General features: G+C 68.7%; 21 protein-coding genes. 11 read left to right on the top strand and 10 right to left on the bottom strand.

All coding sequences use genetic code 11. The annotated features are described in order from the left end of the window. Positions 1–60 precede the first annotated feature (60 nt). Positions 61–822 (bottom strand): S1 family peptidase, encoded by a 762-nt coding sequence (locus tag VA596_RS47840; protein ID WP_323337211.1) that lies wholly within the window; start codon positions 820–822, stop codon positions 61–63. Positions 823–994: 172 nt separating this feature from the next. Between VA596_RS47840 and VA596_RS47835 the strand changes: the two genes are divergently transcribed. Then, on the top strand, positions 995–1,933 hold the full coding sequence (locus VA596_RS47835) for a hypothetical protein (protein ID WP_323337209.1): 939 nt from the start codon (positions 995–997) through the stop codon (positions 1,931–1,933). On the opposite strand, the gene VA596_RS47830 is transcribed toward VA596_RS47835, so the two are convergent. Together VA596_RS47830 and VA596_RS47825 are read right to left on the bottom strand one after the other, a co-directional pair. Continuing rightward, complete coding sequence (locus VA596_RS47830; RefSeq protein WP_323337208.1) at positions 1,875–3,287, bottom strand: carboxylesterase/lipase family protein; 1,413 nt, start codon at positions 3,285–3,287, stop codon at positions 1,875–1,877. The genes VA596_RS47835 and VA596_RS47830 overlap by 59 nt on opposite strands. Before the next feature lie 11 nt (positions 3,288–3,298). Further along, on the bottom strand, positions 3,299–4,195 hold the full coding sequence (locus VA596_RS47825) for an MBL fold metallo-hydrolase (RefSeq protein ID WP_323337206.1): 897 nt from the start codon (positions 4,193–4,195) through the stop codon (positions 3,299–3,301). A gap of 124 nt (positions 4,196–4,319) precedes the next feature. Between VA596_RS47825 and VA596_RS47820 the strand changes: the two genes are divergently transcribed. Further along, entirely contained in the window at positions 4,320–5,156 is an 837-nt protein-coding gene (locus tag VA596_RS47820) for a helix-turn-helix transcriptional regulator (protein WP_323337204.1), read from the top strand. Here VA596_RS47820 and VA596_RS47815 read toward each other — a convergent pair. Genes VA596_RS47815 through VA596_RS47805 form a run of 3 tightly spaced genes read right to left on the bottom strand, consistent with a single transcriptional unit; the run spans position 5,145 to position 7,833 of the window. Beyond that, on the bottom strand, positions 5,145–6,551 hold the full coding sequence (locus VA596_RS47815; protein ID WP_323337202.1) for an amidohydrolase family protein: 1,407 nt from the start codon (positions 6,549–6,551) through the stop codon (positions 5,145–5,147). The two genes, VA596_RS47820 and VA596_RS47815, sit on opposite strands and share 12 nt — an antisense overlap. Continuing rightward, positions 6,548–7,129, bottom strand: a complete 582-nt coding sequence (locus tag VA596_RS47810) for a nuclear transport factor 2 family protein (RefSeq protein WP_323337201.1) — start codon at positions 7,127–7,129, stop codon at positions 6,548–6,550. The genes VA596_RS47815 and VA596_RS47810 overlap by 4 nt, the downstream gene beginning before the upstream one ends. Continuing rightward, positions 7,126–7,833, bottom strand: coding sequence for a GntR family transcriptional regulator (locus VA596_RS47805; RefSeq protein ID WP_323337200.1), 708 nt, complete (start codon positions 7,831–7,833; stop codon positions 7,126–7,128). Before VA596_RS47805 ends, VA596_RS47810 begins: the two co-directional genes overlap by 4 nt. A 103-nt stretch (positions 7,834–7,936) precedes the next feature. Here VA596_RS47805 and VA596_RS47800 point away from each other — a divergent pair, with 103 nt between their 5' ends. The 5 genes from VA596_RS47800 (at position 7,937) to VA596_RS47780 (ending at position 11,724) form a co-directional block, all read left to right on the top strand. Beyond that, entirely contained in the window at positions 7,937–8,770 is an 834-nt protein-coding gene (locus VA596_RS47800; RefSeq protein ID WP_323337199.1) for a fumarylacetoacetate hydrolase family protein, read from the top strand. Further along, positions 8,767–9,300: a flavin reductase family protein gene (locus tag VA596_RS47795; RefSeq protein ID WP_323337198.1), complete on the top strand. Its 534-nt coding sequence runs from the start codon at positions 8,767–8,769 to the stop codon at positions 9,298–9,300. The genes VA596_RS47800 and VA596_RS47795 overlap by 4 nt, the downstream gene beginning before the upstream one ends. 129 nt (positions 9,301–9,429) lie before the next feature. Continuing rightward, positions 9,430–10,626 carry an acyl-CoA dehydrogenase family protein gene (locus tag VA596_RS47790; protein WP_323337197.1) on the top strand — a complete coding sequence of 399 codons (1,197 nt, stop codon included), beginning with the start codon at positions 9,430–9,432 and terminating at the stop codon, positions 10,624–10,626. Positions 10,627–10,640: 14 nt separating this feature from the next. Beyond that, positions 10,641–11,576: a VOC family protein gene (locus VA596_RS47785; protein WP_323337195.1), complete on the top strand. Its 936-nt coding sequence runs from the start codon at positions 10,641–10,643 to the stop codon at positions 11,574–11,576. 10 nt (positions 11,577–11,586) lie between these two features. After that, positions 11,587–11,724: a hypothetical protein gene (locus VA596_RS47780; RefSeq protein WP_323337194.1), complete on the top strand. Its 138-nt coding sequence runs from the start codon at positions 11,587–11,589 to the stop codon at positions 11,722–11,724. Between the two features lie 133 nt (positions 11,725–11,857). Here the strand turns inward: VA596_RS47780 and VA596_RS47775 are convergent, their stop codons facing one another. Further along, positions 11,858–13,252, bottom strand: a complete 1,395-nt coding sequence (locus tag VA596_RS47775) for a GMC oxidoreductase (protein WP_323337192.1) — start codon at positions 13,250–13,252, stop codon at positions 11,858–11,860. Between the two features lie 6 nt (positions 13,253–13,258). After that, positions 13,259–14,437 (bottom strand): DegT/DnrJ/EryC1/StrS family aminotransferase, encoded by a 1,179-nt coding sequence (locus VA596_RS47770; protein ID WP_323337191.1) that lies wholly within the window; start codon positions 14,435–14,437, stop codon positions 13,259–13,261. A 177-nt stretch (positions 14,438–14,614) separates the two neighbouring features. Here VA596_RS47770 and VA596_RS47765 point away from each other — a divergent pair, with 177 nt between their 5' ends. Both VA596_RS47765 and VA596_RS50800 read left to right on the top strand, forming a co-directional pair. Continuing rightward, positions 14,615–16,243 carry a toll/interleukin-1 receptor domain-containing protein gene (locus tag VA596_RS47765; RefSeq protein ID WP_323337189.1) on the top strand — a complete coding sequence of 543 codons (1,629 nt, stop codon included), beginning with the start codon at positions 14,615–14,617 and terminating at the stop codon, positions 16,241–16,243. A gap of 439 nt (positions 16,244–16,682) precedes the next feature. Then, positions 16,683–16,850, top strand: a complete 168-nt coding sequence (locus VA596_RS50800; protein WP_410172001.1) for a helix-turn-helix domain-containing protein — start codon at positions 16,683–16,685, stop codon at positions 16,848–16,850. 564 nt (positions 16,851–17,414) lie between these two features. Here VA596_RS50800 and VA596_RS47760 read toward each other — a convergent pair. Further along, complete coding sequence (locus VA596_RS47760) at positions 17,415–17,972, bottom strand: transporter substrate-binding domain-containing protein (protein ID WP_323337187.1); 558 nt, start codon at positions 17,970–17,972, stop codon at positions 17,415–17,417. Positions 17,973–18,235: 263 nt separating this feature from the next. On the opposite strand from VA596_RS47760, the gene VA596_RS50795 reads away from it, so the two are divergent. Both VA596_RS50795 and VA596_RS47755 read left to right on the top strand, forming a co-directional pair. Next, positions 18,236–18,397 carry an effector-associated constant component EACC1 gene (locus VA596_RS50795; protein WP_410172000.1) on the top strand — a complete coding sequence of 54 codons (162 nt, stop codon included), beginning with the start codon at positions 18,236–18,238 and terminating at the stop codon, positions 18,395–18,397. Positions 18,398–19,436: 1,039 nt separating this feature from the next. Next, complete coding sequence (locus VA596_RS47755) at positions 19,437–20,201, top strand: ABC transporter ATP-binding protein (RefSeq protein ID WP_323337185.1); 765 nt, start codon at positions 19,437–19,439, stop codon at positions 20,199–20,201. Here VA596_RS47755 and VA596_RS47750 read toward each other — a convergent pair. Beyond that, positions 20,194–20,946 (bottom strand): HAD family hydrolase, encoded by a 753-nt coding sequence (locus tag VA596_RS47750; protein ID WP_323337183.1) that lies wholly within the window; start codon positions 20,944–20,946, stop codon positions 20,194–20,196. The two genes, VA596_RS47755 and VA596_RS47750, sit on opposite strands and share 8 nt — an antisense overlap. Between the last annotated feature and the right edge of the window lie 168 nt (positions 20,947–21,114).

Below are 21,114 nucleotides of genomic sequence, written 5' to 3'. Positions count from 1 at the left end.
CCACATCGAGGGACTCTGAGTCCCTTAATGTGGCCTTCACGGACCATGATCCGGGGCCCGTCAGACGCCGCTGGTCTGCTGGATCCAGCTGCGGCCCGCGGCGACGCTGCCGTAGGTGGTGATGCTGGACCGGTCGCTGGTCGAGCAGACCCCCACCTGGACACCGCCGTCGATCATCGGGCCGCCGGAGTCGCCGCCCGCGACCGCGCCGTTCGGGGTCGACGCCGAGATCGCCGGGCCGCCGTAGTTGTCGGACGCCGAGGTGTCGGAGATCCGGACGTCGGCGCGCTTCAGCACGTTCGACTGGTGGCTGCCCTCGTCGGTCGCCTGGGTCGCGCCCCAGCCGTAGACGCGGGCGGAGTCGCCTTCTTCCGCGTCCGAGGAGCTGGTGGCGAGCCGGGCGAACGTGCTGCCGCCGCTGGTGTTCAGCTTGATCAGGGCGAGGTCGCCGCCCGACCACACGTAGGTCGACGACGCCTTCGCGTGCGCGCCGCCCGAGGCGCTGTTCGACCCGATGTAGAGGTCGATGTCGGTCAGCCGCTGCCCGTTGTTGTCGTACAGGCAGTGCTTGGCGGTCAGCACCCAGCGCGAGCCGATCAGCGTGCTGGTGCAGAAGAACGTGTAACCGTTGGCGTGGCCGTTGAAGCGGGTGATGTAGCCGGGGTTCTGGGCCGTGCTGCCGCCGATGATCGACGGCGCCGCGTCGGGGGAGAGCGGCGCGGTGCTCGCCGACGCGGGGGCCGCGGCGAGCGTGGCGAGAGCGGCGCAGGAACCGGCGAGCAGGGCGGCGGCGCGGGCGAACCGGCCGTGGGATTCACGCATCGGGGGACTCCTCGGGGCTTGCGGTGGGGACTCACCGAACGTAAGCGGCCGGGGTCGTCCGGGTAACCATCCGAGGATCTGGGCCGATCAACGGAACAGGACGGATCGTTCGTCGGGTGACACGGGCCACTCGGGGTGTTAGACCGAACGGACCTACCCGAGAAGGGCCCGCATGCCGTTGTTCGCGGTGCATTCGCCCGGACGCCGGGAGCAGCTGGCCGACGCGCTCGCCGCCGGCCCGTTCAGCCGGGCGTTGTCGCTGGCCATCGATCTCAGCGGGCTCGGCCTCGCGCGCCTGAAGGACCGGCTCGCGGTGGCGGGCGCGCCGGTCAGCACGACCACGCTCAGCTATTGGCGCACCGGCCGCACCCGGCCCGAGCGCCCGGAGTCCCTGCGTGCGGTCACCGTGCTGGAGGACGTCCTCGGCCTGCCGGCCGGGTCGCTGACCGGCCTGCTCGCCCGCCCGGACGGCGGCCCGTCCCCGGCCGGCCTGGTGCACTGGGAACGGCTGTGGGGCCCCCGCAACGGCGTCGTCCCGGTGCTGAACTCGTTCGACGCGGCCGACGACCCGGCGCTGGTGGTGCTCAGCCTGCACGAGTCCCTGCACGTCCGCGCGGACCGGTCGCTGGCCCGGCTGCGGGTGCGCGAGGTCGTGCGGGCGGCGGCGGAACCCGTGCAGGCCAAGGTGGTGACGCTGCGCGGGTGTGTCGCCGGGACGCCACCACGGCTGGTGGCGACCCGGTACTGCGTGCCCGGCCGCACGGAAGTCCTGCCGGAGCAGGGGTTCCTGATCAGCGAGCTGGTCTTGAGCCGGTCGCTGGCCGAGGGCGAGACGGCGATCCTGGAGTACGAGTTCGAGTACACCGACGGCGTCCCGGACACCAGCTACGACCGCCGCTTCCGGCACCCGGTCGCCGAGCACCTCCAGGAGGTCCACTTCGACCCGGACGCGCTGCCGTCGTCGTGCCACGCCTTCCGGCTGGAGTCACCGGACGGCCCCGAGCGGGAGTCCGCCGAGGTCGTCGTGTCGCCGGTGGTGCCCGCGCACGTCTTCAGGACCGGGGTGGCACCAGGGATCCTGGGGATGCGGTGGAGCTGGCCCGCTCGGTGAAGCGCCGGGTTTCCGTTCGAGCCCAGCCCGGGTCGCCGGTCCGCGCGAACTCCACCCACGCCGTGTGCATCCGCGTCGCCAGCTCGGCGGGCGGCTCGTCCGGGCCCAGCAGTCCACGCGGGCCGCGCAGGGCCGGGAGGCGCAGGTTGTCGAAGACGAACGGCAGTTCCATCGTGTGGGCCGCGCCCAGCCGACCGTCCACCGCGGACGATCGCCACGCGAACTCGTAGGTGTACGCGGCGCCGTGGGCCTCGGCGAGGCGACGGCTGCCGGTGCCGAACAGCGCGTCCCCCATGATCGCCGACCGCAGCTCGCCCGGTGTCGCATGGGGACGCTGACCGCGGTGGCTCGCGACCAGCGCGGCCGGGTCGGCGGCCACCCGGGACGCCGTCTCGAGGAGGTCTCCTTCCGTCGAGGTCGTCAGATTTCCTTGGGGCGCAAGGTAGAGCGCGCCTTCTTCGGCGTTCGTGCCGATGAGCAGGTCGACGTCGGTGGCCAGGGCCTCGGCGGGCTGGCGGTCCGAGACCAGGCTGAACGGGCTCAGGCCGAGCAGCGGGTCGAAGGCCGTCGCGGTCCGCAGGTCCAGGCCACCCAGCCGAGCCGCGACGAACCGCTCGTCCGGCACTTCGGCGAACGCCGCCACCGTCGGCTCGACGCCCAGCGCGGCGGCCGCCGCGTGGGTGACCCGGGCCGCCTGCTCGGGGGTGAACGCGCCCAGCCCGTTGCCGCTCTGCACGACGGCCCGCCGGAACAGGCCCTCGGCCTCGGGTGTGGCCAGGATTCCGGCGGTGATGGTGGCGCCCGCGGATTGTCCGGCCAGCGTGACGTTGCCCGGGTTTCCGCCGAACGCCGCGATGTTCTCCCGCACCCACCGCAGCGCGGCGACGACGTCCAGGAGCCCGCGGTTGCGCGGCGCGCCGGGCAGGTCGAGGAAGCCCGGGATGCCGAGGCGGTAGGTGACCGTCACCAGCACCACGCCGTCGCGGGCGAACGCCGTCCCGTCGTACACCGGCGAGCGCGTCGAGCCGGTGACGAACCCGCCGCCGTGCACGAACACGAGCACCGGGCAGTCCCGGGCCGACGGCGGAGCCCACACGCTGACCGTGAGGTAGTCGTCGCCGCGGACCCAGCCGGGCCCGAAGTACGGCGACATGTCGAGCGCGCCGAAGCCGTCCCGGCGTGGTTGCGGGGCGGTCGGCCCGGGCCGCGTCGCGTCCCGCACCCCCGCCCACGGCTCGTGCGGCCGGGGCGGCGCGAACCGGGCCGCGCCGATCGGCGGTGCGGCGTAAGGGATGCCGAGGAAGACGCCGGCGTGGCCGCGGACGTCGCCCGTGGTGGTGGTGGTGACGATCACCGTAGTCCTCCTCAGAGCTTGGCGAACGGGGCCCAGTCCTTGATGGCGAACCGGTCGCCGTCGCGGACGACCTCGGCGCCGCCGTGGCCGCCGAGGTGGGCGGGCAGGACGAGCGCGTTCGTGTCGGCGGCCCGGCCGAGGAGCCGCCGCCGGGTGGCGCGGGCCTGCGCGGAATCCTCCTCGAAGCAGCTGTTCGTGTCGGGCTCGACGAGCTGCAGCGCGGTGTGCAGCAGGTCGCCGACGAACAGCGCGCGGTCACCGCCCGAGTCGAGCGTGAGCACCGACGACCCCGGCGTGTGTCCCGGCGCGAGTTCGAGAGTGAGGTTCGCGTCGATGCGGTGGCTGTCCTCCCACAGCAGCGTCTGCCCGGCTTCGTGCACCGGCGCGACGCTGTCCTCGAAGACGTTCTGGTTGCCCCGACCCAGGTTCGGCTCGTGGCCGTTGGCCGGGTTCCAGAACTCGAAGTCCGGCTTCGGCATCAGGTAGGTGGCGTTCGGGAACGTCGGCACCCAGCTGCGGTCGTCGAGGAAGGTGTTCCAGCCGACGTGGTCGACGTGCAGGTGGGTGTTGACCACCACGTCGACGTCCTCGGGCCGGACGCCGGCCGCCGCGAGGTTGGCGAGGAAGCCGGTGTTCAGGTGACTCCACACCGGCGTGTAGGGCCGTTCCTTGTGGTTGCCGACGCCGGTGTCGACCAGGATCGTCCTGCCTTCGCTGCGCAGCAGCCAGGTCTGGATGGCCGAGACGCAGACGTGGTTCTCCCGTTCGAGGAAGTCGGGCGCGAGCCAGTCCGCGTCCCAGGCGCCGTCCGGGCTTTCGGGGAAGAAGGTCTCGGGCGACATCTCGACCGAGCCGTAGTACTCCGTGATCCGGGTGACCGTGACGTCGCCCAGCACAATCTCCTGCATGTCCGCTCCGGGGTCGCTGGTGTTTCCCCCACCCTGCGGCGGTTTCGCGGGGGCAACCAGCCCCGCCGCTGCCTACCCCCGGCAGGGTCAGGCTCACCGCGCCGGACCCGTGTTTACTGGGGGCATGGCTGTTCTCGGCGAGTTCCTGCGGGCGCGCCGGTCGCTGCTGCGCCCGGAGGACGTCGGCCTGCCCGCCCTCGGCGAACGGCGGCGCGTCGCCGGGCTGCGGCGAGAAGAACTCGCGCAGCTGGCCGGCGTCAGCGTCTCCTACTACACGCGCCTGGAGCAGGGCCAGTCCGTCAACGCGTCCGGCGCGATCCTCGACGCGCTCGCCGGGGCCCTGCGGCTCGACGAGCACGAGCGCGAACACCTGCGTGAGCTGGCCGCGCACCGCCCGCGCACCCAGCGCCGTCCGCCGCCGGAACGGCTCGACCCGCTGGCGCGCGACCTGCTGCGCTCCCTCGGCGACGCGCCGGCGCTGGTCCTCGGGCGGCGCAGCGACGTCCTGGCGTGGAACCCGCTGGGGCACGCGCTGATGGCGGGCCACGTCGACTTCACCGCGCCCGAGCGGCCGGCGGACCGGCCGAACACCGCTCGGATGCTGTTCCTCGACCCGCACGTCCGTGAGCTGTACGCGGACTGGCCGCGCAAGGCCCGCGCCGTCGTCGGCAACCTGCGGGCCGTCGCCGGGCGGCACCCCGGAGACGCGCTGCTGGCGTCGCTGGTGGGGGAGCTGACGATGAAGAGCCCCGAGTTCGTCGCGCTGTGGGGCGACCACCGGGTCAAGCCGTGCGAGGCCGATTCCTACGACCTGCGTCACCCGCTGGTGGGCCCGCTGACCGTGGCCCAGCAGATCCTGACCCCGGCGCGTTCGCCGGACCAGACCGTCGTCGTCGTGACGACCGCGGAGGGGTCCGCCTCGGAGAACACGCTCAAGCTGCTGGCCCGGTCAGGGCACTGAGCCGGCCAGTTTCTTCTTGCGGGCGGCCAGATCCGCGGCGGAGTAGTGCCGTCCGGCGCGGACGACCCCCGCGATCTGGCTCAGGTGCCTGACGTCGGTCAACGGGTTCTCCGTCAGCAGGACCAGATCCGCGTTCTTGCCGGGCTCGACGGTGCCCATCGTGTCCGTGGTGCCGAGGAACTCGGCCGGGAGCGTGGTCGTCAGCTGCAGGACACGTAACGGCGTCAGGCCGGCGCGGGCGAACTCCTCGAACTCCCGGTGCAGGGCCGCGCCGGGGATCACCCAGGCCGCGCCGGACGAGTCCGTACCCGCCAGCATCTTGACCCCGGCGTCGTCGAACAGCTTGGTGAGTTCGAGCTGCCGTGCGTAGGCCTCGGTGAAGGTGGCGCGCGCGTCGGCGGGGAACTCGGCGAACTTCGCGGCCGCCGCCCGCCAGGCTCTCCGCGTGGCCGGGGTGATGTAGGCGAGGTCCGGGTCCTCGGCGAAGGCGGGGGAGTCGCACAGTTCCTGGGTCTTGATCCGGATCAGCGTCGGGACCTGCCAGGTGCCGTCGGCGGCGAACCGCTCGGCGAGCACCTGCGCCCGGTCGCGGTCGAACGTGCCGACCGCGTGGGACAGGTTCGCGATGTCCGCCGGCTTGCTGACGTTGATCGGGTTGATCACCAGCTTGCGCAGCACCCGGTCCATGATCCTGTCCAGGAACGGGATCTTGAACGGCGGCAGCTTCAGCTGGGGACCACCGGCCGCGGCGGTCTCCCGGATGTGGTCGTGGTCGCCGGAGCAGCAGGCGAACAGCGCGACGCCGGGGCCGAGGTGCTCGATCGACTTCATCCCGCCGCGGGACGCCTTTTCGACGTCGATGCCGGCGGGCAGGTGCCCGGCGAGGGGCAGGCCGAGGCGCCGGGCTTCGGCCTGGGCGTCGAAGAAGACGTCACGCGTGACGAGCCCGGCCTTGATGAAGTCGGCGCCTTCCGCGTGCTGCTCCCGGATCGCGGCGACGGCCTGGTCCACTGTGGACGCGTTCGCCGGGGTCAGCAAGGGGCCTGGTGTCGCGAGGAGCGCGGGGGATGCCTCGGGGAAGCCCAGCTTTCCGGCGGCGCGACGGCGCAGCAGGTCGATGCTGCCGGCCATCTGCCGGAAGCCGGTGATGCCGTGGGCCAGCATCAGCTCGAGGGTCGTCGCCGGGTCGGCCTGGCCGAGGGGATGGGCGTGCATGTCGTTGTACCCGGGGACGACGTGGGTCCCGCTCGCGTCGACCCGTTCGGCGTCGGCCTCGATACCGGGCCGGACGTCGAGGATCCGGCCGTCCTCGATGAGGACATCGGTGCTGGGGGACAGGCCGCCGTCACGCGGGTCGACGACGGTGGCGCGGGTCAGCAGCAGGCGGGTGGTCACGCGTCCAGCCAGGTGTGCACCGACGCGTAGAAGGCCGCGACGGCTTCGGGCCGGTCGTCGCCGAGCAGGTCCGTGCCGATCGGGTAACCGCGGCGTTCCAGGCACAGCGCCAGCAGGGCGTAGGAGGGCCGGAAGCCCGCCACGTCCGAGGGATCGACCGTCAAGGACGCGCCGGGCAGCGCCGGGGAGAGGGTGTCGCGTTCGTAGATGGCGTCGAGCGACACCACACCCCACTCGCCGTCCTCTTTGGACAGGCGGTAGTTGATGCGGGTGAAGGAGATCAGGTGGGCCGCGACGCCCTCGAAGTCGATCTGCAGCTCGGTCGAGGCCGACGCCTCGGCGTGCGCCCGGTCGCCGCGCACGGTGACCACCGGGGGTGCCATGCGGTGCACCGAAAGGTCGCCGCGGGCGCTCATCGCTTCGGAACGCTGCACGAACTCGGCGCCGGAGCCGGTGAACCAGCTCAGGCGGACCGTCGAGTCCGGCCGGAACGCCGCCCGCATCTGGTCCCACCAGCCGCGGTCGCGGCCCTGGCGCTCGTGCAGGATCAGCTGCGTGATGGCCGTGACGTCGCTCATGCGGTCTCCGTTGCGGGACGGTCGGCCGCCGGGGTGAGGCCCCCGTCGACGAGGATCTGCTGCGTGCGGCGGACGTGCGCGGCGAAGAGCGTCTCCGCGGCGTCGGCGTCGTGGGCCAGCGCCGCGTCCATCAGGCCCTTGTGCTCGCCGGCCACGTCGCGGTGCATCTCCTGGGTGCCGGTGGCGGACCAGGCGCGGTAGACCTCGGCGGCGTCCGAGAGCCGGGCGCAGATGTCCAGCAGCACCGCGTTGCCGCACGCCTCGACCAGCGTGCGGTGGAACGCCAGGTGCGCCACCGCCCACTCCTCGTTGCGCCGCAGCTGGGCGCCGGGCAGCAGCATGGGCTGGACCGACAGCCGGTGGTGGGCGGCCAGCACCTCGGACTCCCAGGTGACCCCGCCGCGCTCGACGGACAGCCGGATCGCCGCGCCCTCGTTGACCACTCGGGCCTCGGTGAGGTCGTTGAGCGCGCGCAGCGACAACGGCGTCACGTGGAAGCCGCGGTTGCGGTCGACCTGCACGAGGTCCTTCGCGCCGAGCAGGCCGAGGGCCTCCCGTACGACACTGAGGCTCACGCCGTACTGCTCGCCGAGGTCGCCGGGCTTGAGCCGTTCCCCGGGCCGCCGTTCGCCGTTGAGGATCGCCGACCGCAGCTGGTCGTAGACCATCACGGCCAGGCTCTCGCCGCCCGCTCTCTTCGCCATGATCGCAGCGTAACACACTCTTCGACTGATAATCGATTCTGTGCTTGACAGTCGTCTATCTCGGGCAGAGTATGAGTCGGGTCGACCGATCGAAAGGCAGCTCATGCGGATCGCCACACTCTCCGGACGGCTCGTCCTCGTGACCGAGGCCGGCGCCATCGACGTCGAACAGGCCAGCGAGCGGCGGTTTTCCGCCGACCCGCAGGCGATCTACGACCGCTGGGCCGAGTTCACGGACTGGGCCGCGACAGCTCCCGCGGACGCGACGCCGTTCGCCGAAACCGACCTCGGGGTCCCGGTCCCGGCGCCGCGCCAGATCTTCGGCATCGGGCTCAACTACCGCGACCACGCCGCCGAAGCCGGCCTCGGCCTGCCGGACTCGCCGACCGTCTTCACGAAGTTCGCGAGCAGCCTGACCGGGCCGTCCGGCGACATCGCGCTGCCGGGGCCGACGGACTGGGAGGTCGAACTCGTCGCCGTCATCGGCGTTCCCGCGCGCGACGTCCCGGCCGGACGCGGCTGGGAGCACGTCGCCGGGCTCACGATCGGGCAGGACCTCTCCGACCGGACGCTGCAGCTGGCCGGGCCCGCACCGCAGTTCAGTCTCGGTAAGTCCCGTCCCGGCTTCGGGCCGATCGGGCCGTTCGTGGTGACGCCGGACGAGTTCGCCGACCCGGACGACCTCGCGCTCGAATGCGCGGTCAACGGCGAGTCCGTGCAGAAGAGCCGGACGAGCGAGCTGATCTTTTCGGTGCCGGAGCTGGTGTCCCGCCTCTCGGCCGTGCTGCCGCTGTGGCCGGGTGACCTGATCTTCACCGGAACCCCGGCCGGCGTCGGCATGGCGCGCAGCCCGCAGCGGTTCCTCAACCCGGGTGACGAACTGGTCAGCACCATCGAGGGCATCGGCCGGATGCACCACCGGTTCACCGCGCCGTGACCGCCGTCGACGCGGACCGGTTCCGCGCGGTGATGGCGGCGGTGTGCGCGCCGGTGACGATCGTGACGGCGGTTTCCGCGGACGGCCACCCGTGTGGCGCGACGGTCAGCTCGTTCACCTCGCTCTCGCTCGACCCGCCCCTGGTCGCCGTCGCCTTCGACCGGCGATCGGCGCTGCTGGCCTCGGTCCGGGGCGCCGGGCGGTTCGGCGTCAACCTGCTGGGCGAGGGCCAGGACGACCTGGCCGTGCTGTTCGCCACCCGCGGCGCCGACCGCTTCGGCGGCGAGACGGCGTGGTTCGCCGACGACGGCCTGCCCCGGCTGCGCGACGCCGCCGGCTGGGTCGCCTGCGACCTGGACCGCACGGTCGAGGCGGGCGACCACCAGCTGCTGTTCGGCCGGGTCACGGCGCTGGGCCGCGCCGAGCGCCCGCCGCTGGTCTACGCACACCGCACCTTCGGCACGCACTCCCGCTACGCGGAACGGCCGCGGCCGCCCATCACCGACCTGATCGCCGCCTGCGCCCGCTGACCGACCCGCACCAGAAGTCACCCGCGTCACGCCAGTACCGGTCGTGAGTGTTTAGAAGGGTTCTAACCCTCCTAAACACTCACGACCCGCTGCGGCAGAAGGACCAGCCTGCGAAAGGACAACGACGTCATGACCATCGCGACCGAACAGCCCGCGCCCACCACCGAAGCCGTCCTGGCCCGGATCCGCGAGATCCAGCCGCTGCTCGCGAAGAACGCCGCGCAGGGTGAGGCCGACCGGCGGGTCACCGAAGAGAGCATCACCGCGCTGACCGACGCCGGCGCGTTCAAGATCGCCCAGCCCCGTCGCTACGGCGGTTACGGGCTGCCGGTCCGGTCGATGCTGGAGGTGTCCGCGGCGGTCGGCGAGGCCGACGGCGGCACCGCCTGGGTCGTCGCCCTGAGCAACGTCTGCGCCTGGCTGGCCGGGCTCTTCAGCGAGCAGGCGCAGGACGACGTCTGGGGCGCGAACCCGGACGCGAAGGTCTCCGGGGTGCTCGCGCCGACCGCCGAGACGACCAAAGTGGACGGTGGCTACCGCGTCACCGGGCGCTGGTACTACAACTCCGGCTCCTGGCACGCGGACTGGGCCGGCGTCGGCATCCCGCTGACCGACGCGCGCGGCGAGGTCGTCGACCAGGGCATGGCGCTGATCCCGCGCACCGACCTCGGGCTCGAGGAGACGTGGTTCGTCGCCGGGATGCGCTCGTCCGGCTCGAACTGCCTGGTCGCGCAGGACGTCTTCGTACCGGAGCACCGCGTGATGTCGGTGCCGCCCGCTATCGCCGGGCAGTACGCGACGGCGGACCCCGAAGAAGACCTCTACCGGGCCGCGTTCGTGCCGGTGCTCGCGCTCGTGCTCGCCGGTCCGCAGCTCGGCCTGGGCCGCGCGGCGCTGGCGATGGTGCGGGAGAAGGCCGCCCGCAAGGCGATCTCCTACACCGCCTACACGACCCAGGCCGAGTCGGCGGCCTTCCAGCTGCAGCTGGCCGAGGCCGCGATGCGGATCGACACCGCGCACCTGCACGTCTTCCGCGCGGCCGACGACCTCGACACGGCCGCCGCGAACCGCACCTACCCCGGCACCGAGCTGCGGGCCCGCGTACGCGTGGACACCGGCTGGGCCGTCGAGAACATCACGAAGGCGATCGACATCCTGCTCTCGGCGCACGGCGCGGGCAGCTTCGCCGACGCCAACCCGCTGCAGCGGATGTGGCGCGACTCGGCCGTCGCCGCGCGGCACGCGATCGTGCTGCCCGCCGTCGGCTACGAGATCTACGGCAAGGCCCTGCTCGGCCGCGACGACCAGATCACCCCGCTCGTCTGACCCGGAGGAACAGCGTGAGCCTGCACCGCCTGACCAAGATCACCGTCGGCGTCCCGAACGTCGACGAGACCGCCAAGTACTACACCGAGTTCGGCCTGACCCCGACCGGCGCAGGGTTCTCGACCGCCGACGGTGGTGAGCAGCTCGAACTGCGCCACAGCGCCCAGCGGCGGCTGCTGACCCTCGGCGTCGGCGTCGGCGCCGACGACCCGGACGACCTGGACCGCGTCGCCGCGTCGCTGGCCCGCCTCGACCTCGGCAGCCGGCGCGTCGGCGACGCCCTGCACGCGAAGGACCCGGTGACCGGCCTCGACGTCGTCGTCTCGGTCGCGCCGCGGCTGCGGCAGGAGCCGCCGGAACCGGTGGCCTACAACCAGCCCGGGGCGGCGCGGCGGGCCAACGTCCGCGCGCCCGCCATCGACCGGGAGCAGGCCGTCCGCCCGCGCAAGCTCGGGCACGTGGTGTTCGGGTCGACCGACCAGGCCGCCACCCAGCGGTTCTTCACCGACGGGCTCGGCTTCAAGGTCAGCGACGAAGCCCCGGGCTTCGCCTCGTTCATGCGCTGCTCCACCGACCACCACAACGTGCTCGTGCAGCAGGCGCCGGTGAGCTTCCTGCACCACACGTCCTGGGAGGTCGACGACGTCGACGAGGTCGGCCGCGGCGCCACCGCGATGCTCGAGGGCCACCCCGAGCGCCACACCTGGGGCCTGGGCCGGCACTACATCGGCTCGAACTTCTTCTGGTACCTGCGCGACCCGGCGGGCAACTTCTCCGAGTACTACTCGGACATCGACTGCATCCTGGAGGACCAGATCTGGGAGCCGCGCGTGGTGGCGGGGGAGAAGAGCCTCTACGCGTGGGGCCCGCCGCCCCCGCCGTCGTTCCTGGCCCCGGAGGACCTGGCCGACCTGATGACCGACGCCCACCCGGGCGCCGGAGGCGTGTGATCATGGACGGATGAGCAAGCCCGTCTTCGTCCAGCCCAACCTCGACGGCCCGGCGATCGTGGCAGCGCACCATTCTAGACCCGGCCTGACCTGCCTCACGCCGCCGTACGTCGGAACGATCAACGATCGCACGGCGCCACCGCCTTGACCTTCGGCGGCGGCTAAGTCGCCGGTCGACCTAGGTGCGAACCGGCCCGGCGTGAACATCCACTCTAGCGCCCTTGGACACCGGAGGCGCCCATCGATCGGGGCCGGGCATAGGAGTCAGAATAGATCGGAAGCTACGTCAAATAGCCCGGCAGAGCTGTCGCGAGCCTGTAGGCCATGGCTGTGATTGTCAGGATCGGATTGGCGACACCTACACTCGCGAAAGCCGCGCCATCGCCGGCAAAAACGTTAGTCGTTCCGCGAAGCAGGCCGCTGGGATCCGTGGCGCTTTCCTGCTCGTATGCGGTCATGCGCAACGTTCCTGTTTCATGATAACTTGAGCCGCGAGGGAGAACGACGGGCGGGGTAAGCCACGTACCGTTCAAGTGAGTTGCCACGTCGTGCATCGCCTGAATCATCGACTGTGTCCGTCTTTGGTCCCCTGTCGACAGCTTTAGGGTCGTTGAGGCTCGGGGAACACCGTAGCCATCGTATACGCTGGTGGCGAGCGTTACCCTGTTGTCACGATTCGGGTCCATAGCCGCCGAGCCAGTGATGCGGACAATTCTGCGATCTTGATCAGGTTCGGCGATCGATCGCATTTCGATTTGATAGCGCTCGTCGAGGTGGGGGCCGGGTGGCGGGAGAAAGGCATTGATCGTGCCGGTGCCGATATCGGCGTTTCCTGACACGTCGAGATGGCCTCGGCAGTATATGTGTTCAGTCAAGTAACGACCCACGGTCGAAGAACTGGACCTGGCATCGGCCAGATCGGATACGAGTAGCAGTCGTGCGGACTCCACGGGGCTTGCTGCCAAGACGAACACGCTGCCGCCAATATCGAATGCCGCCTGCTCGGATCTCCGTGCCGATACGCAACGTACGTATGTTACTTGACTGGAGTTCGAACGAGGTGAAACAAGTTTGATGGCTACGGTCTCGGGGAAGACCTGTATTCGCTTCTCCGTATTTGAAAGATCCGGATTGAGTAGAGTAAGCAGTCGTTCTGCCGAGCTCCGATGTGAAAATCCGCCATTGACACCTGCTGGATCGCTGATCGCGGGGCCGCTTGGTGGATGCCGGGCGCCGAACTTGGCCAATGTGGAGCAGACGAAGTCTTGAGACGGTCCCGTGGAACGCGTGCTGCCCAGCAGGCGAGCTTCCGCTGCCGAAAAGTAGGGTGCCAGTTGTGTGGCATCAATCGGCCATGACCCGTTCTTCCATAAGGTGAAATCCTCGCTGTAAAAACGATGCAGTTGGCTGCCGCCTACGATGCCGCGTCCGCCCAGGCTGGGAAGGAGGGTGCCGCCCTCGCTGAGGTCTCCGATCCAGGGGCACTCGCGATGCTCGTTGAAGAACGCGTCGCGGTCGCGAACCGATCCGCCTGAGTCGTAGAAATGCCGACGCAGTAATAAAGGCCCGCGTTCGATGACGGCAATAGTGATGGTCGGCTCGTGATCGTGAAGCCATTCGGCGGTCGCGACACCGGCTGGTCCCGAACCGACGATGACGACGTCAAATCGATACATGTACTGTCACAGGTCCTCGAACTGCCCCCTTAGCATTTTGCGCAATTCATTGTCTGTTAAGCTGTGATGTATCGGGACTGCTCGGATCTGCATTACGCCTCCCTCGGCTGCTGGGCAGGTGCCGCGATCATAGCGCACGTGTGGCGGTAGCGATATGCCGAAGGGGGTACGTCGTTGATCGTTCATCTGTTGGAAGACCGGCTCCAGGTAGGAAATGCCAGTAAAGGTCCCCTTTCCTGGTGGTACCAGAACGGGATAACGCCAGTACGATGGCAAGTGCCCTGGAACCGGACGCGGCGTTCGCAGGGAATCATTACCCTTGTCTTGTAGTTCAGCGTCGACAAGGGTGACCAATTCGGCTCTTCTACGGATGAAGCTGTCGAGTCGTGACAATTGAGCATGAGCGACCGCCGCCTGAAGCTCGCTGATGCGGTGGTTGTGCCCGAATCCGAGGTGTCCGCGTGTGTCCGAGGTCGCGGCTGCTCCCGTGCTTGAGACGCCAAAACGGAAGCTGGGGATTCCGGCGTTCGAGTACAGAACGGCGCGGGCATATCGTTCGGCATTGTGTGAGGCAAAAAAGCCCCCTTCGCCGCTGGTGATGTGCTTGGACTGCTGAAAACTGTAGGAGCAGGCGTCGCCAAAGGTGCCTACGGGCTGGTTCTCGATCACGGTGCCGAATGCCTGGGCGCAGTCCTCGACAACATAAAGGCCGCAATTCATTGCGACGTCGATGATGGACTTTATCGGTGCTGGCATGCCCCAGAGGTGTATGACGATCAACGCCTTGGTATTGTCGCTGACTACCGCCTCTATCCCACATGGGTCGATGATCAACGTTTCCGGATCCACGTCGGCGAAGACAGGTATGCAGCCTGCGGCAAGGATTGCGAGCGGGACGAAAACCGGCGACACTGCCGGGCAGATTACCTCGCTTCCGGGTTCGAGACCCAGGCTCGCTATGGCTGCCTCGTTTGCGGATGTTCCCGAGTTGACCACATGTACGTAAGGAATACCGAGCCGCTGAGCAATGGCGTCTTCCAGGCGCTCTGCCGCGATGGTCGCGATCGAATCCTGCTCACTTCCCCAGCCGGGTCCGTTGCCGCGCCATAGCCGCCCTGAATTCAGAACGTCCTGCACGGCTGCCATCTCAAGTCGCCCGAACGGCGCATTGGATGGTTCGACCATGGCGCACCCCGTCTCGTTGTTTGCCTGGTGAGCATCAAGGGTAGCCTGCCAGACCTCACTCGGCGGGCGCGACGATCATGTCGTCGCGTACAGTAGCCGAGCGGGCGCCCCGGCACGTGACGTCCGCGCGGCGTATCCGGACGGCCGGCGAGCGGCGACACGGCGAGAGGGGCGGATGTGGCGACCGGGCGGTTCTTCATTAGTTACTCGACGGCTGACAGTGCGGAGTTCGCCGTCCGGCTGGCGGATTCGCTTGACGCCGGGCCGCCGTCGTGGCCGGTCTGGCTCGACAAGCGAGATTTGCGTCCCGGACACGATTGGGACGAGCAGATCGCCGAAGAGTTGCGCGTGTGCCGAGGGTTACTGTTCGTGATGACTGAAGATAGTGTAGCTCCCCATTCAGGGTGCAAGCAAGAGTGGAGCCGGGCGCTCCGGTACAAGAAACCGATTATTCCGCTACGCCTCCATCCTGGAACGGAGATGCCATTCCGACTCGGAAGCCGCCAGTACATCGATTTCAGCGATTTCGCAACGGGATTGGCTCGGTTGCGCAGGCATTTGACCTGGATCGCCACGCCGGAAGGACTACTTCGAGAGCTGGAGTTTCGTTTGGTTGATGCGAACCGGGATTTCCTGCGTGCGCACCCAGATGAGCGAGATTCGATCGAAAACGAAATACCAGAACTTCGGCGGCAAATTGAAGAAATTCGGCGACAGCTTGCTGCTCGGGCGGGTGTCGAGAATAATCCAAATATTACGGAATCGAGGCGCGTTCGGCGCCCGGTGAAACAACAAGGATCAACAAACTTGACCGAGGCGCATGCTGTGTCGACGGACACCATGTCGGAGTCTGATATCTCTCAAGTTCAACTTGGCGCTTTCAAGCTGGATAATCGTGTCGGGACGGATGCGCGCAATCTTGGCGCAGAACTGGTCGCGGGATCGATTGTGCTCGACTCGGCGATCTGTGGTTACGACGGTGTCGATCTGGTCAACGTCGTTGTCAAAGACGTTGGTGTCCTGGAGGATGTCGGCTCGCATCCGGACTTTGTCCGTGCGGAGAAGAAGGCAAGTGTGCCGCCGACCCCAAATCGGCCGAAGGCGCATCTTGTGGATTGGCACGCGCCGATTATCGATCAGGGGGACATTGTCACGTTCGACCTCGCCCGGTCGGACTACTGGACGTCGGAAGCCACGAGGCGCTCGATTGGCCGCATCCAGGGTGCGGTACTCGATGGACAGATCAACCTCATGGAACTGCCGCGGCGCCTGGACGTCCATGTGGTCGTCGTATCGGAAGCCGATCAGAAGGTGCTGCTCACCCGACGGGGGAGCCACGTCGCCACCGAGCCGTTGACCTGGATGATCACGGTCGGCGAGAGCATGGACTGGGAACAGGACGCTAGCTCCGCCGGCGTGCCACATCCGCTCCTGACGGCGCGCCGGTGCTTGTCCGAGAGAGATGAACTCAACCTTCCCCGAAACATTTCCGAATCCGCGCAGTTTCGCCTCGTCGCACTGGCGACCGAATGGGACGAAATGCTGGCGAACCTCATTGTTTTGGCGCGTATTCCTGAAGTGACGGCAGGTGATATAATGCGATATTTCAAACGTGGCGAGAATGAGCAGCTGGAAGCTATCGCATTTGACCCGCAAGCGTGTGGTGCTTTGCTGCGGTCGCGCTCGTTTGCCGGGGTCAATGGGAATGGGCGTGATTTGCCGATTAGTGATATTTCCCGGCTGGCATTACTAGCCTCATTGAGGGCCAGCTATCAGCTCGAAGATATCTTTGGCTCGGCGGAATAGCCGCGACCAGCCGGACGACGCGGACGTCCTTGGCCGGGCGGACATCGACGTCCAGGGAATGCCCGAGCTGATCCCGGTGGAACTCGATGGGCAGCCGACGTCCGTGACCGGCACGCTTTACCTCCTGGCCTTGCGGGCATGCTCGTGTGAGGCTTGGAGCGGGCCGTTCCGACCACCATCATCAGCGTGGTCAGCGTCAGTTCGGAACGCGTACTCGCGAGCCGAGGCGCGGCTCCATCGGCGATGATCGGGACAGCCTGGTGCTCTGTCCAAGAACGTAGGCCGGTTCGGTGACACGCCGGTCAGCGTTCCTGGCCGGTGATCCGCTTTCCGGCCTGGTTGGGTGGATGGCAGATCTAGTCCGGGTGAACAGGCTGACCGATTATGAGGGGCGGCGGCTGCGGCGGATCGCGCGAAGAGGACCTGCTCAGCAACATCGCTGCTGCGGGCGATGGCGGTGCTCGCGTCGGCAAGCGGGGGTACAGTACCGGCGATCGCCCGCCTGGTGGAGGGCGATGAAGACGTGATCCGCAGCGTGATCCACCGGTTCAACGCGACAGGCTTGCCAGCCTGGCCCCTCGGTGGGCGGGTGGCCGCCCCCGCCTGATCGACCCTGAAGACTAAGCCTTCATTGTCGCGACGGCCACCACTCGACTCGAAGCACTCGAGCAGCCCGTCACCCGCTGGAGTCTGTGCAAATCGGCGCCTACCTGGCCAAGAACCCGCGGCGGGTGGTGCAGTCCGGACGGGAACAGCTACGGCAGTTCCGCTCAAACACAAGATTGTCTTCCAGCGTGCGAAGACTTGGAAGGAGTCCGATGACCCGGATCGGGACGCGAAGCCGGCCCGGATCGAGCGCGTCAACCGGCAGGCTCCCGGACCGGCGTTCGCCTTCGACGAGTTCGGTCCACTCACCACCCGGCCCACTTGGGCGCCAGCTGAGACCGCGGGGGACACCCGGACCGGCTTCCAGCGAACTACCACAAGCTTTCTTTCTCTCTCCCCCCCCAGGAGGGGGAGAGAGAAAGAAAGGAAGACCCACCTTTCCTATGACGCTTTCCGGTGGCCATCCGTGTACAGCTGCTCGAGCACTCCGTTGACAAACCAGATGAGGTCCGGGTGGCCAGCGAGACGGCGATGCCGTAGGGCTCGATGGTGCGACGGTCACCGATCACCTGGATGCCGGGTCCTGCCGGGCAAGGCCGATCAGGATCGCGTCGCTGCCGGCGATCGCGTACCCCTCGTGCTGCTGGAGCTTGGCCAGGCAGTCGAGCCAGTCGGTGGCCGGGATCGGCTTCGCCGGGAACTCCCGCAGGAACGCGATCCCGGTGCCGCCGCTGGGGGAGCAGACTTTGCGGCCGCGCAGCTCTTCGAGGCTGGTCGCCCGATTGTCCTTGTCCACCAGAACGCGTGGTCTCGAGTCGAAGTAGTCCATCGAGAAAAGGACCTTTGACAGGCGGTCGCAGGTGATCGTCATCAGTTCGCCGACGAGGTCCATCTCTTTGGTCCTCAGGACCTCGATCCGGCGGGCGGGCGGCACCGCGCGGAATGTGACCTTGTCCGGATCGCCGGAGATGGCCTGCGCGACTTCGTGGGCGAGGTCGATGTCGAACCCCGCGAGCGTGCCGGAGGCCTGGTTCCGGTAGCCGAAGAGCGAGGTGTTCTGATCGACACTTGCCAGCAGGTAGCCGCGCTGCGCGATCGAGGCCCTTATGCTGCCCGGCGGCATCCGGCCGGGCGCCCCGCGGGCGCAAGCTGTCGACGTCGTCGCACGGCTTCGCGACGGGGACCGCCGGCGCCGACCAATCCCCGGACGGAGCGCAGACGACGGCCGAACTGGCCGGCTGGTTGCGTCGTGACGACGAGCATCGCGGCGGAATCGACTTCGGCCAAGTCGACGGGACATCCGTTGACTCGATGAAAGGGGTACCGTCGTCAACGTCCTGACCGTGGCGGTCGGATAGGCGGGGCACTCACCGTGTTGGCGGCTCGATTTCCGCGTGGCTGCGCCGTCCACGCCGGACCGACATCCGTATCGCGGTGGAACGACCTGACGGATCACGGATCGGGATCAGCGCAGACCGGGTACGTTCGCCGGAACAACTGACGGAGCTGTTGCGCGCCGGCTTGTCCGGCGACACCGTGGGCGATTGACTTCAACGTTAATGAAAGGTTAAGTCGTCACTGGATTTGGTGGACTTTCATCGAATGTGATGGATATCTTTGGTTCGTCTGCGCGCACGTGGAGCATTCGAACTCGGCCACCGATTCCGGGAAACCGGCCAGGAGTCCTGAGGTCGTCGCCTTCAACGTGAAACCTCTTATCCGGAAGGTGGCGATTCAGCAGCGCGGAGGAACTGTCTTTGTGCGGCGAACGCGGCCTTGACCTCAGGCCGGCTCGACGTTGCGGTAGATGACCGGGTAGGCGAACCTGGCGCGGCGTCGCATCACGGTCCAGCCAGGCGCTTGCTGGGGGTGCGACATCACCGGCCTCGGCGTCGTAACGGGCACCGGTTCTTCTTGAAGATGCTTCGTGCGGTGCGCACGTTGTCCATCGCGCGCATCGAGAACCTCGGGTCTGGGTCAGTGGGCAATGGCTGGGACACGGTCGAAGGCCCTTGCAAAGCGCTTCGTGCGCTGGAGCGCAGCCGGTACCCGGCGCCGCCACAGGCCACTCATACCCGCACGCGGCTGCTTCATCTGGGTTTCGCCGACTCATTCATCGTGAACAGACGTTGCGGAAGCGGTTCTTGCGCTCGAGCCCGGCAAGAGGACGGATTACTCGTGTGGGACGGTCATGTTCGTATCGGCGGGTCAACCGCCGAAAGTCGCCGCGTGGCGGTTGCGATCGCGGTGAGCCTGTGTCTGCCTTGGTGATGCCAGCTGGACCGCCGGGCCGCCGGGTGGACGCCGGTGGGCGGAGGCTCGCAGGCAATCGCTATTCCGGGTGACCTCGAGCGCTGGTCGTCTGCAGACCCCGGACCGGCTCTTAAGTGCTCGCCGCCGTCGAGCGGGTGCCGGCCGCGCGGGCGGCCGAACCGTGTTGGCGACGATACCCAGCCGCGCTCCCTGCTGGGCTACTCGTCGAAAGATCCACAGGTGGGCACGCTTTGCCGGCATCCAAGCGTGAGCAGTTCGGTACCGGCGCAGCCGACGGCCTGAGAGACGCACTTGCACGATCGAGCTCACCGGCGTGGAGGTGCACGTCGGGCGGACGTCGCTGGTGGCGGGCGTCGACTGGCGGGTCGACTACGGCCAGCGCTGGGTGGTCCTGGGCCGCAACGGCGCCGGCAAGTCGACGATCCTGTCGGTGGCCTCGACCCAGCGGTTCCCCAGCGCGGGCACGGCGGTCGTGCTGGGGCACCGGATGGGCGCGGTCGACCTGCGGGACGTCCGGACGCACATCGGGTTCGTCGGCGCGAACCAGCGGCTGCCCGACGCCGAGAACCACCACGCGCACACCGTGGTGCTGACCGGGTACAGCGGCAGCGTGCTGCCGCTGTGGGAACGCTACGACGACACGATCCGCGACCGCGCGGCGAAGCTGCTGGAGCTGGTCGGGTGCGCCGACCTCGGCGACCGGCCGGTGCGGGTGTGTTCGCAGGGCGAACGCGCCCGCGTCCGGCTCGCCCGGGCGCTGATGGCCGACCCGCTGCTGCTCCTGCTGGACGAGCCGTTCGCCGGCCTGGACATGCCCGGACGCGAGGACCTGCTGCTGGCGCTGGAGAACCTGACGCGGGCCCAGCCGGAACTGGCCACGGTCACCGTGACGCACCACCTGGAGGAGGTCCCGGCGACCGCGACGCACGCGCTGCTGGTGCGCCGCGGAGCCGTGACGGCGGCCGGGCCGATCGACGAAGTCCTCACGAACGACGGGCTGTCGGCGTGCTACGAGCGCGACGTCGAGGTCCACCGGCTCAACGGCCGCTGGGTGGCGCAGGCCCGCGCGGTCAGGTGAACAGCTCCGCCAGCGGGCTGTGGTCGAGGGCGTCGAGCAGCGCCGCCGGGTCGTCATAGGTTCGCACCGCGCCGGCCTCGGTCAGCTCCGCCGCGCTGACGCCGCCGGAGAGCACCGCGACCGTGCGGACGCCGGCCTTGGTGGCGGCGTGGACATCCCAGACCGAATCGCCGACGAAGATCGTCTTCTCCGGCTCGGTGCCCGCGCGCTCCAGCGCGGCGTACACCGGTTCCGGGTCGGGCTTGGTGGCCTCCACGTCCTCGCCCGAGACGATGGCGGTGACGACGTCGTCGACGTCGAGGATCTTCCGCATGACGTCCAGCTCGTCGGGCCCGGCCGACGTCGCCAGGAGGACGCGCACCCCGTGCCCGGCGATGACGCGGATCAGCGCGGCGGCCTGGTCGAAGGGACGCAGCATCCCGGCCGTCTCGAGGTAGAAGCGGCTGTGGAGGTCTTCGAGCCGGTCGCCGATCTCCTCGGCGTCGTCCTTCCCGAGCAGCTCGGCGAGCAGCTTGCCGGACCCCTTGCCGATCGCGCGGTGGACGCGCCAGGAATCGACCTGCCGGTCCAGCTCGCGGAACGCCCGTTGCCAGGCGTGCACGTGCAGGTAGTTGGAGTCGACGAGCGTGCCGTCGACGTCGAAGAGCACGGCGGTAGCGATGGCGGCCTCCTTAAAGACGCTGTCGTGATACCCGGCGTAGCCAGGCCGAAACGTCGCGTAAGCCGTGTCGGCGACGTGCGTCACGTGGGGAACATTTCCGCAGGCCGAGCGTTGTAACCAGTGTCGCGCCACTCACCGCGAGGCGCTCCGTCTCCCGCTTCCGCTCGCAGGTCTCCCCCCAGCCTTCGCCGAGCGGGGGCGGGTTTTCGCGTCCATTCGGACACTTCACCCGGCCGTGGCGATCGGCGTGGG

The organism is Amycolatopsis heterodermiae (assembly GCF_034929455.1).
Taxonomy (GTDB): domain Bacteria; phylum Actinomycetota; class Actinomycetes; order Mycobacteriales; family Pseudonocardiaceae; genus Amycolatopsis; species Amycolatopsis heterodermiae.
This window is presented reverse-complemented; position numbering and strand designations above follow the sequence as displayed.